The following is a 10712-nucleotide window of genomic DNA, read 5'->3' as shown; positions in this document are numbered from 1 at the left end:
AGGTTTTACTTAAGACGTAACAATTCATATTTATCTGTTTACGGAACTTCTCCTTTAGCATGCTTTTACTCCCTACATGGGTAGTCACAGGTTAATAAAAAAACTAAAGGATTATTTCAATGAACAGAAAAGTACTGGCTCTCGTAATTCCTGCCCTGCTGGCTGCAGGCGCGGCTCACGCTGCTGAAGTTTATAATAAAGACGGCAACAAATTAGATCTCTATGGCAAAGTAGACGGCCTGCATTACTTCTCTGACGACGCGAACAGCGATGGCGATCAGACTTATATGCGTATGGGCTTCAAAGGCGAAACCCAGGTTAACGATATGATCACCGGCTATGGCCAGTGGGAATATCAGGTTCAGGCTAACACTACCGAAAACGATAAAGGTAACTCCTGGACTCGTCTGGCGTTCGCGGGTATTAAAGTTGGTGACTACGGCTCATTCGACTACGGTCGTAACTACGGCGTACTGTACGATGTGGAAGCCTGGACCGATATGCTGCCAGAATTCGGTGGTGACTCCTACACCAAAGCGGATAACTTCATGACCGGTCGTGCTAACGGCGTAGCGACCTACCGTAACACCGACTTCTTTGGTCTGGTTGACGGTCTGAACGTTGCACTGCAGTATCAGGGCGCGAACGAACAGACAAGTGATGAGCAGGAAGGCACCAACAATGGTGGCGACCGTAATGTGAAGAATTCCAACGGTGACGGTTTCGGTATCTCCTCTACCTACGATCTGGGTATGGGCGTAACCTTCGGTGCTGCCTATACCTCTTCTGACCGTACCAACGAGCAGGTGAACCATTCTACCGCTGGTGGCGATAAAGCTGACGCGTGGACTGCTGGCCTGAAATACGATGCGAATAACATCTACCTGGCAACCATGTACTCCGAAACCCGTAATATGACCCCGTACGGCGGCTCTGACGGTAGTGATTACACTATTGCCAACAAAACTCAGAACTTTGAAGTTACTGCGCAATACCAGTTCGATTTCGGTCTGCGTCCGGAAGTGTCTTTCCTGATGTCTAAAGGTAGCGATCTGGCTACTGTAAATGGTAACGATGATAAAGATCTGGTTAAATATGCTTCTGTAGGTGCGACTTACTTCTTCAACAAAAACTTCTCCACCTACGTTGATTACAAAATCAACCTGCTGGACGAAGACGACAGCTTCTACACTCGCAATGACATCTCTACCGATGACACTGTAGCTCTGGGTATGGTTTACCAGTTCTAATTTTGTCAGCCCGCCGGCAACGGCGGGTTTTCTTTCTGTTATCGCAATTCTGTTTTATCCAGATCAAAACATTATATCTGTTGCTTCAAAACACATCCCTGATAGATGATATATTGCATAAAGACCTGTAGTAGAGGATACCTGCAATGAATCATCACCCTGTAAAATCATCCCGTATTGCATCCGTCGGTTATGACGAATCCTCCTGCACGCTTGAAATTCGCTTTCATCAATTGTCTACGCTGCAATACCAGCATGTGCCTGCCCGTATTTTTCGTGATTTCCTGAGCGTAGTCTCTAAAGGTCGATTTTATGATGGGGTAATAAAAGGAAAATTCCCTGAAATCAAAATAAAGTGATGCCAAAATGTGATCTTTGTCATTGTACATAAAGTGCCATTACGCGGTAAGCTTTAGATGGATACTTAAACAGGAGGTTTTATGAACAGAACGATTCTTGTACCCATCGATATTTCAGACTCAGAATTAACTCAACGCGTTATTGCCCATGTTGAAGCAGAAGCAAAAATTGACGATGCGCAGGTCCATTTTTTGACCGTTATTCCGTCACTGCCCTATTACGCTTCCCTGGGACTGGCCTACTCGGCAGAGTTACCGGCCATGGACGATCTGAAAGCCGAAGCGAAATCTCAACTGGAAGAGATTATCAAGAAGTTCAATATCCCAACGGACAGAGTGCACGTTCATGTCGCGGAAGGTGCGCCGAAAGATAAAATTCTGGAGATGGCTAAAAAATTACCGGCTGATATGGTCATTATCGCTTCTCACCGACCTGACATCACCACTTACCTGCTGGGTTCTAACGCCGCGGCCGTGGTGCGTCATGCTGAGTGTTCAGTTCTGGTTGTCCGCTAAGCTGTTTGGCCCGCACATCGTGGCGGGCTTTTTGTTTTCCCCTTCATACCCCCGATTCCTGTCCTAAATGTGCTGACATTTTTCCCGCTTATCCGTACCATACACGCCACGGTTTTTATATCAGACTTCTTTTGCCGGACTATCCGGCGTGATGCATACTCTTCTGATGCCACACTATGAATTGAGCCTCTATTAAATGTCGCAAAATCAAGATATTAGCAAGAAAGAACAATACAACCTGAACAAATTGCAAAAACGTCTGCGTCGCAACGTGGGCGAAGCGATTGCCGACTTCAATATGATCGAAGACGGCGATCGCATTATGGTATGCCTTTCCGGAGGGAAAGACAGCTATACCATGCTGGAGATCCTGCGTAATTTGCAGCAAAGCGCCCCGATCAGTTTTTCCTTAGTTGCGGTTAACCTCGATCAGAAACAACCCGGCTTCCCGGAGCATATTCTGCCGGAGTATCTGCAACAGTTGGGTGTTGAGTATAAAATCGTCGAAGAAAACACCTACGGGATCGTCAAAGATAAAATTCCTGAAGGCAAAACGACCTGCTCGCTCTGCTCTCGCCTGCGTCGCGGCATTCTGTACCGCACGGCAACCGAGTTAGGCGCCACCAAGATTGCGCTCGGCCACCATCGTGATGACATCCTGCAAACGCTGTTTTTAAACATGTTCTACGGCGGGAAAATGAAAGGTATGCCGCCGAAGCTGATGAGCGATGACGGTAAGCACATCGTGATCCGTCCACTGGCCTACTGCCGTGAGAAAGATATTGAGCGTTTCTCCGAAGCGAAAGGTTTCCCGATTATTCCGTGTAACCTGTGCGGCTCCCAGCCTAATCTGCAACGTCAGGTCATCGCTGATATGCTGCGCGACTGGGACAAACGCTATCCAGGCCGCATTGAAACCATGTTCAGCGCAATGCAGAACGTTGTGCCTTCTCATTTGAGTGATATCAATCTGTTCGATTTTAAAGGCATTAAACACGGTTCAGAGGTGGTGGACGGTGGTGATTTAGCGTTTGACCGCGAAGAGATCCCGCTGCAACCCGCGGGCTGGCAGCCAGAAGAGGATGATGCTCAACTGGATGCGCTGCGCCTGAACGTGGTGGAAGTGAAGTAACTTATCATGCCGGATAAGCGGAGCGCCATCAGGCGCTCCGACGCGCATTTATTTCAATAAACGAACGCGGCAGGTCTTGCCTTTAATCTTACCGTTTTGCAATTGTTTCCATGCCTTATGCGCCACAGTCTGGCGAACAGCGACGTAAACATGCGCCGGATGGACGGCGATTTTGCCGATATCAGCGCCAGCCAGACCAATATCACCGGTCAGAGCGCCCAGAACATCGCCGGGACGCATTTTAGCCTTTTTACCGCCATCAATGCATAACGTAGCCATCTCAGCATCCAGCGGCAGAATTGAACCATTGCCCGGCGCTGGCAACCAGTTCAGTTTTAGCTGCAGCATTTCAGCCAGGATATTGGCACGTTGCGCTTCTTCCGGCGCGCAGAAGCTAATCGCCAGACCGCTGTTGCCAGCGCGAGCGGTACGGCCAATACGATGGACATGAACTTCCGGATCCCACGCCAGTTCGAAATTAACCACCAGTTCCAGCGACTTGATATCCAGGCCACGCGCGGCCACATCGGTAGCGACCAGTACACGTGCGCTACCGTTGGCAAAACGTACCAGCGTCTGATCGCGATCGCGCTGTTCAAGATCGCCATGCAATGAGAGTGCGCTTTGCCCCGCCGCATTCAGTGCATCGCATACGGCCTGACAATCTTTTTTGGTATTACAAAAAACCACACAGGATGCAGGCTGGTGCTGGCTGAGCAATTTTTGCAGCAACGGAATTTTGCCGTGGCTGGACGTTTCAAAAAACTGCTGTTCAATAGCTGGCAGCGCATCAACCGTATCAATTTCGATCGTTAGCGGATCTTTCTGTACCCGGCCGCTGATGGCGGCAATCGCCTCCGGCCAGGTCGCAGAAAAAAGCAAGGTCTGACGTGACGCAGGCGCAAAGCGGATCACCTCATCAATCGCGTCGCTAAACCCCATATCCAGCATACGGTCGGCTTCATCCATCACCAGCGTATTTAGGGCATCCAGAGAAACGGTGCCTTTTTGCAGGTGGTCAAGTAAACGCCCCGGCGTGGCGACAATAATATGTGGCGCATGTTGCAGGGAGTCACGCTGTGCGCCAAAGGGCTGGCCGCCGCACAGGGTTAAGATCTTAGTATTTGGCAGAAAGCGCGCTAAACGACGCAGTTCCCCTGCCACCTGGTCGGCAAGCTCACGCGTTGGGCACAGCACCAGAGACTGCGTCTGAAACAGCGCGGCATCAATATGCTGCAACAACCCCAGACCAAAAGCAGCCGTTTTGCCACTGCCGGTTTTAGCCTGCACGCGAACATCCCTCCCCGCCAGGATTGCCGGTAACGCAGCAGCCTGAACAGACGTCATTTCAAGGTAGCCCAGCTCGTTGAGGTTCTCGAGTTGGGCGGCAGGTAAAACATTCAGGGTTGAAAAAGCGGTCACAATTTAATCTCGCGGTAAAAACTCACATTCAGCAGGCGCGTATCCTCGCAGATCTGCGCCCGCGATGCGACAATTTAATCGGCTCCTCATCCGGTGGCGGATCCGGCATCGGCTGCGGACGAGGTAGCGGATCGGGAACAGGAACCGGGTCGGTGGGTAGCGAATCAGCGTTTGGTACTTGCCACTGTAGCATTGCAATCAGACAGGTCATATAGCCCTCCAGTCATCAGGTTGACTCTTTTAGGGTAGACGCTGATTTCCTGCAGGCAAAAAAAAGCCGACTAATCTAAGTCGGCGTCGTACGAATCAATTGTGCTATGCAGTAATTCAAAAAAGGAAGTAAGACAATATGGAGCGCAACGCCCATCGCTTGACGTTGCATTCACCTGCGAGTGAGATATTGCCCCGAATAGGTAGATGGTTTATTGACTTCGCTCAAAAACCTGGCCGTTTTCATGCGCAAAAGCCACTAAAAAATGTTGTTGTTACAACCATTTACTACGATGCAACCATAAAGTAACACCACCAATCAGGACCACTAACAGAATACAGAAAAATGAGAAACCAAACTGCCAGCCGCCGCCGGGGATACCACCGAGGTTAACGCCAAACAGTCCGGTTAAAAATGTACTGGGTAGGAAAACCATCGCCATCAAGGACATTGTATAGGTTCGGCGCGCCAGAGACTCCTGCATAACCTGCGCAATTTCGTCCGCCATGATACCGGTCCGGGCGATACAGGCGTCTATCTCATCCAGCCCTCTTCCCAACCTGTCGGCGATATCCTGCATCCGTCGCCGATGATCGTCGGTCATCCAGGCTAAACGCTCACTCGCCAGGCGCGCATAGACATCGCGCTGAGGCGCCATATAGCGGCGCATCACAATCAGTTGCTTGCGCAGTAATGCCAGGAACCCGCGCGGGGGGATTTGCTGATCGAGCAGGTTATCTTCCAGGTCTATAATCTTGTCGTGCAGTTGCTCGATAAACTCGCTGGCATGATCGGTTAACGCATCGCAGACATCCACCAGCCAGCTACCGCAGTCAGCCGGCCCTGTACCTTCCTGGAGATCGCTGACCACATCATCCAGTGCCAGTACTTTGCGCTGGCGCGTTGAGACAATCAGACGTTCATCCATATACAAGCGCATAGCGACCAGTTGGTCAGGTCGCTCGTCGGTGCTGCCATTAATACAACGCAGCGTGATCAACGTACCTTCCCCGACTCTGCTTACACGTGGGCGCGTACTTTCACCCGCCAGCGCATCACGCACATTATTAGGAAGCAGAGGCGTGGTCGCCAGCCATTGCGCACTTTCAGAATGGGTATAATTAAGATGTAGCCAGCAGGGATGCTGAGCGTCGATAACATCGTTATTTTCCAGCGTTTTCACCCCGCCACGGCCATCCAGCAGCCAGGCAAACACGGCATCCGGCACATTAACATCCGTTCCCTTAATGGCTTCCACAGCGCCTCCACAAACATTCAGCTTTTTTCGATAGTCTAGCCGTCAGAATGGGTTAAGCAATATCTCATTGTCCCATTGCGCTGAAATGATTCATAAAAGTATCTGATAACAGAAAAAGCGCCGACGAATGCGACGCTTGTGGTGAGAGAGATCCTGTTATGCTCGCTGGCGTATTGCAGGCTCAAGAGTTTTACTTAAGCGAAATTGATGGGTTCGGGACTGGAGATCAATCACCTGGTTTTTCAGGATGCCCGAGGAATCAGAAAGCTCATCCACCATGGCGGCATTACTTTGGGTTACGTTCTCCAACTCGGCCAGAGCATGAGTGATCCTGATAATCCCTTTCTCCTGCTCCTGGGTAGTCGTTAATATCTCACCCATCAACTGGTTTAATTGTCCGGCGCCCCCGACGATATCCTGCATATTTTTTTCTGCTTCGCGTACGATAGCCGCGCCTTGCTGAACATTTTGATGGGTTTGGGCAATCAGCTGTTTAATATTTTTAGCTGCATCTGCGCTGCGGTGCGCCAGCTTCCTTACTTCACCAGCCACAACGGAAAACCCTTTTCCATGCTCCCCGGCCCTCGCCGCTTCCACCGCTGCATTCAATGCCAGAATATTTGTCTGGAATGCGATACCATCTATCAGCGTAATAATTTCGGTCATCTGCTCCGCGCATTCGGTGATTGAACGCATATTTGCCGCCACCTGCACCATTAATTCGCCTCCCTGTCGGGCGCACTGTGTAGCAATTGTCGCCTGGGCGCTGGCTATTTGCGTGTTATCAGCATTATTTCGCGTATTCACCGCGATCTCATCCATGTTGGCAGCCGTCTGCATTAATGCTCCGGATTGCTGTTCTGTTTTCACTGAAAGCTCAGCGCTGCGTTCTGCAAGCTGTTCTGAGAGCGCCATCGCCGTTTGTGAGGATATCCTGATCTCATTCACAAGTGTTGAAATATTACTTGATAAGCTATTGATGCCTGGTATAAGTCTACCCGCGCAGTTATTACCAAATTCTGGAATGCTGATCGCCAGATTTCCGGACGTAACCTCTTCAATACTTCTTTTAACCGTATTAATCGGCATCACCAGATATTTGGTCATATACCACCACAGACATAATAGAGAAATGAAACTTACCAAATTGCTGCCAATAATAACATCAATACCGGCTGCAAGTATTATCTCCACCACATTAAGAGCCACTGCTGTTATTACCAGAAATAAAACAATAAAAGTCCTGACGCTAATATTATTTAACATTTTAGCCCTGTTTACCAAGAAAATGAGGTGAATATTATTTTTTATAGCACCTGCCATGCAAATTGCCATTACCCTGATACGAAAGGCGAATATTCAATAAGAGTCAGCAGCCCTTTCACTTAAATCACAGAATGATGCTGATTATTTGCCTTAATCTGGTGGTTTGTTCTACCAAAAATGATTGCCAGGCTTGTTATCAGATTATTGTGATGGTGAGCACACAGAGAATACAAAATGTACAGAATTATAATTAGCATGAATACTTATATAAGCATTACCGCATTAATATCAATATTTTCATGTTCTAACTAATACACATTGTAAAAGCATGAGTACAGCAAGGTGGCGATCTCTGGCCGACGTTGATCTACCTTCTGGCGGGTATCTGGTGGCGCGACAGTGTGTATGGGGATCACCATTTTTGTTGATGATTCCAGCGCCATTCATTCAAATATACTGATGATTAAATCACGTCCGGCACTGACATTAAAAATTGGAAGTCTATTTGCCAAAGATTTTAGCGATAACAGTAAAAATACCAAAATAGTGTCTACTATTATTGGCATAGCCTGTAGCATGAATGGATAACAACATCAGACTAAAGCCAGTTGTACTCCTTGTCTCACCGACAATCAATAACATCATGAGACGGTAATATAAAAACATTCGCCATTAAATGGGCAACACAGCAGATAAGATAACGGGATTATCGATGAGTATAAACGCGCTGCACTCACTGGACTTATTAACTCTTCCGGTGTGGATTGTTTCACCACATACCGAAGAACTTGTGTTCGCTAATACCGTTGCACGGGAGCTAATGCAGGATTCCTGTTTTGCTACACTGCGAAAAGGCATATTCTCGACATATGCCCAAAATGATTTAACCATGTATCTCAGTGACTTGAAAAATCATCACCCTATTGTGGAAATTCTCACGGTTTATCGCAACGGTGAAGAAATCGCGATGGCCAGCCGCCTGTCCATTAAGTCGCTCCCGGATATGGGGGACATCATTATTTTCGAAGGCATTGAAACACCGACCGCGCAGGGATTGAAAGCCAGTCGTTCTGCGAACTATCAGCGAAACAAGCAGGGATTTTACGCGCGCTTCTTCCAGACCAATGCGGCGCCGATGTTACTTATCGATCCGTCCCGCGATGGTTTGATCGTCGATGCGAATCTCAGCGCACTGAATTTTTATGGTTACAGCCATGATGTGATGTGCCAGAAACATACATGGGAAATCAACATGTTGGGCCGTCATATCCTACCGGTGATGCATGAAATCGCCCATCTGCCCGGCGGTCATAAGCCATTGCATTTTGTCCATAAGCTTGCAGATGGCTCCTTACGTCACGTGCAAACTTATGCCGGACCGATCGAAATCTACAGCAATAAGCTCATGCTGTGCATTATTCATGACATTACCGAACAAAAAAGGCTGGAGCAGGAACTCGAACAAGCGGCCCTGCGTGACGCCCTGACCGGATTACTGAACCGCCGACATTTTTATCAGGTAACCGAACCACAACAGACGCACGCGATGTCATTGACGCAGGACTACAGCCTGCTATTAATCGACACCGATCGCTTTAAAAGCATTAACGATCTCTTCGGTCATTTAAGAGGTGACGATGTGCTTTGCGCTCTGGCGCGAACGCTGGAGTCCTGCGCGAGAAAAGACGACCTGATTTTTCGCTGGGGAGGGGAAGAGTTTGTACTCCTTCTGCCGCGAACCTCACTGGAGGTTGCCCTTAATCTCGCAGAAGTAATACGCGCGGCGGTGGCCAAGGTGACGCTTCCTGGCCTTCCCCGCTTTACCGTCAGCATCGGCGTTGCGCGGCACGAAACCAATGAAAGTATCGATGAGCTATTCAAACGCGTAGACGACGCGCTGTACAAAGCCAAAAACGAAGGGCGGAACCGGGTGCTGGCCGCCTGATGTTTATGTCGGTCAGCGACTGCGCTTAGCGTGACGCTCCCAGTTCTCCTGTTTTGCCTGCGCGGTTTTACGTAATGCCACATAGCATGCTCCGCTGCCGCCGTGATGCGGCAGTGCGGCGCAGTAGGCTTGTACATCTTCAAATTCCGTCAGCCAGCGCGCTACATAGCTGCGAATAATGTTGGCATGAGAATTATCGTCGCGCCCCTTGCCGTGTATCACCAACACGTTACGCAACCCTTCTTGCTGCGCCTGCAGAATAAAACTGAAGAGCATCTGACGGCAGGTTTCAACGGGCTGACGGACGAGATTGAGACTCGCCTGCTGCGGATATTTACCGGTTCGTAGTTTGTCAGTCACACCGTGCTGCAAACCTTCGCGGCGAAACTCCAATGGTACGCTCAACGGGACAATATCGAGAAAACCCGTTGAGAGAAAATTATCCAATTGCAGCGTATCAATACGAGCCGGAGCGCGGAGATTGCGTGTAGGCTGCCAGTGCACCTCGGTGCGGCTTTTCAGCGGTTGAACATCCCCCATCGCGTCAAGAAACAACGATGCGTCATCAAGGTTCATGTTTCATCCTCCAGCATATTGCGACGGGTCTTATCATAACCGTGCACTATTATACCGACAACGGTTTACGATTATTTCCAATAATTCACCAGGTTCACGTAGTGGAAGCGATCTACTTCCAACAAACGGATATCCATTTTAGAGGTATAGCTGCGACGATAACTGGCGTGATAATGTGTCATCTTGCCTGTAATGTTGCAATGAGAGAAACGGATGCTGAACTTACTGGAAGACACCATCGCCACGCCGCTGGGCCCGCTGTGGATCATTTGCGATGAGCAATTTCGTCTGCGCGCGGTCGAATGGGATCAACACAGCGATCGTATGGTGCAGTTGCTGGACATTCATTACCGCACTGAAGGTTATCAGCGTATCGCTGCCAAAAACCCCGGTGGATTGAGTGATAAGCTGGCTGAATATTTTGCCGGAAACCTTAGTATTATTGACACGCTGGAAACCGCCACCGCGGGTACCCCCTTCCAGCGTGAAGTCTGGCAAGCGTTACGTACCATTCCCTGTGGACAAGTCATGCATTATGGTCAACTGGCCGAACAACTGGGACGCCCTGGCGCTGCCAGAGCCGTCGGAGCGGCGAATGGGTCAAATCCGGTAAGTATTGTCGTGCCTTGTCATCGCGTCATTGGGCGTAACGGTACTATGACTGGATATGCCGGCGGTGTGCAGCGAAAAGAGTGGCTGTTGCGTCATGAAGGCTATTTACTACTCTAGAATCCAGGCAATTAATGCCTTATTCATCACACTTCCACATAATACAGC

The 10712-nt window shown here is 49.3% G+C and carries 11 protein-coding genes; 6 read left to right on the top strand and 5 right to left on the bottom strand.

Going from position 1 to position 10712, the window contains the following annotated elements:
- Nucleotides 1-119: 119 nt before the first annotated feature.
- The 4 genes from ompC to ttcA all read left to right on the top strand — a co-directional run bounded on the left by ompC (nt 120) and on the right by ttcA (nt 3257).
- Entirely contained in the window at nt 120-1250 is a 1131-nt protein-coding gene (gene ompC / locus FDW97_RS18515) for a porin OmpC (protein ID WP_038640818.1), read from the top strand.
- Nucleotides 1251-1396: 146 nt separating this feature from the next.
- Nucleotides 1397-1609: a KTSC domain-containing protein gene (locus FDW97_RS18510; protein WP_069324961.1), complete on the top strand. Its 213-nt coding sequence runs from the start codon at nt 1397-1399 to the stop codon at nt 1607-1609.
- An 81-nt stretch (nt 1610-1690) separates the two neighbouring features.
- The gene (gene uspF, locus FDW97_RS18505) at nt 1691-2125 is read left to right on the top strand and encodes a universal stress protein UspF (RefSeq protein WP_006684401.1); all 435 of its coding nucleotides are present in this window, start codon (nt 1691-1693) and stop codon (nt 2123-2125) included.
- A 196-nt stretch (nt 2126-2321) separates the two neighbouring features.
- Complete coding sequence (ttcA, locus tag FDW97_RS18500; protein WP_137351438.1) at nt 2322-3257, top strand: tRNA 2-thiocytidine(32) synthetase TtcA; 936 nt, start codon at nt 2322-2324, stop codon at nt 3255-3257.
- Between the two features lie 48 nt (nt 3258-3305).
- Here ttcA and dbpA read toward each other — a convergent pair whose 3' ends face one another.
- The 4 genes from dbpA to FDW97_RS18480 all read right to left on the bottom strand — a co-directional run bounded on the left by dbpA (nt 3306) and on the right by FDW97_RS18480 (nt 7414).
- Nucleotides 3306-4679 (bottom strand): ATP-dependent RNA helicase DbpA, encoded by a 1374-nt coding sequence (gene dbpA, locus FDW97_RS18495; RefSeq protein ID WP_137351437.1) that lies wholly within the window; start codon nt 4677-4679, stop codon nt 3306-3308.
- A 28-nt stretch (nt 4680-4707) separates the two neighbouring features.
- Nucleotides 4708-4872, bottom strand: coding sequence for a hypothetical protein (locus tag FDW97_RS23465; RefSeq protein ID WP_369708829.1), 165 nt, complete (start codon nt 4870-4872; stop codon nt 4708-4710).
- Nucleotides 4873-5164: 292 nt separating this feature from the next.
- Complete coding sequence (gene zntB / locus FDW97_RS18485) at nt 5165-6148, bottom strand: zinc transporter ZntB (protein ID WP_038640826.1); 984 nt, start codon at nt 6146-6148, stop codon at nt 5165-5167.
- 156 nt (nt 6149-6304) lie between these two features.
- On the bottom strand, nt 6305-7414 hold the full coding sequence (locus FDW97_RS18480) for a methyl-accepting chemotaxis protein (protein ID WP_137351448.1): 1110 nt from the start codon (nt 7412-7414) through the stop codon (nt 6305-6307).
- Between the two features lie 712 nt (nt 7415-8126).
- Here FDW97_RS18480 and FDW97_RS18475 point away from each other — a divergent pair.
- On the top strand, nt 8127-9359 hold the full coding sequence (locus FDW97_RS18475) for a sensor domain-containing diguanylate cyclase (RefSeq protein WP_121529102.1): 1233 nt from the start codon (nt 8127-8129) through the stop codon (nt 9357-9359).
- A gap of 12 nt (nt 9360-9371) precedes the next feature.
- On the opposite strand, the gene smrA is transcribed toward FDW97_RS18475, so the two are convergent.
- A complete protein-coding gene (smrA, locus tag FDW97_RS18470) occupies nt 9372-9935 on the bottom strand; it encodes a DNA endonuclease SmrA (RefSeq protein WP_137351436.1) in 564 nt (187 codons plus the stop codon).
- Nucleotides 9936-10148: 213 nt separating this feature from the next.
- Here smrA and ogt point away from each other — a divergent pair, with 213 nt between their 5' ends.
- The gene (gene ogt / locus FDW97_RS18465; protein WP_137347874.1) at nt 10149-10664 is read left to right on the top strand and encodes a methylated-DNA--[protein]-cysteine S-methyltransferase; all 516 of its coding nucleotides are present in this window, start codon (nt 10149-10151) and stop codon (nt 10662-10664) included.
- Nucleotides 10665-10712: the final 48 nt, after the last annotated feature.

Origin of the sequence: Citrobacter sp. wls708 (genome assembly GCF_005281255.1) — a bacterium.
Taxonomy (GTDB): domain Bacteria; phylum Pseudomonadota; class Gammaproteobacteria; order Enterobacterales; family Enterobacteriaceae; genus Citrobacter; species Citrobacter werkmanii.
The sequence above is the reverse complement of the archived record's forward strand: the minus strand, read 5'-3'. Positions and strand labels throughout refer to the sequence as shown.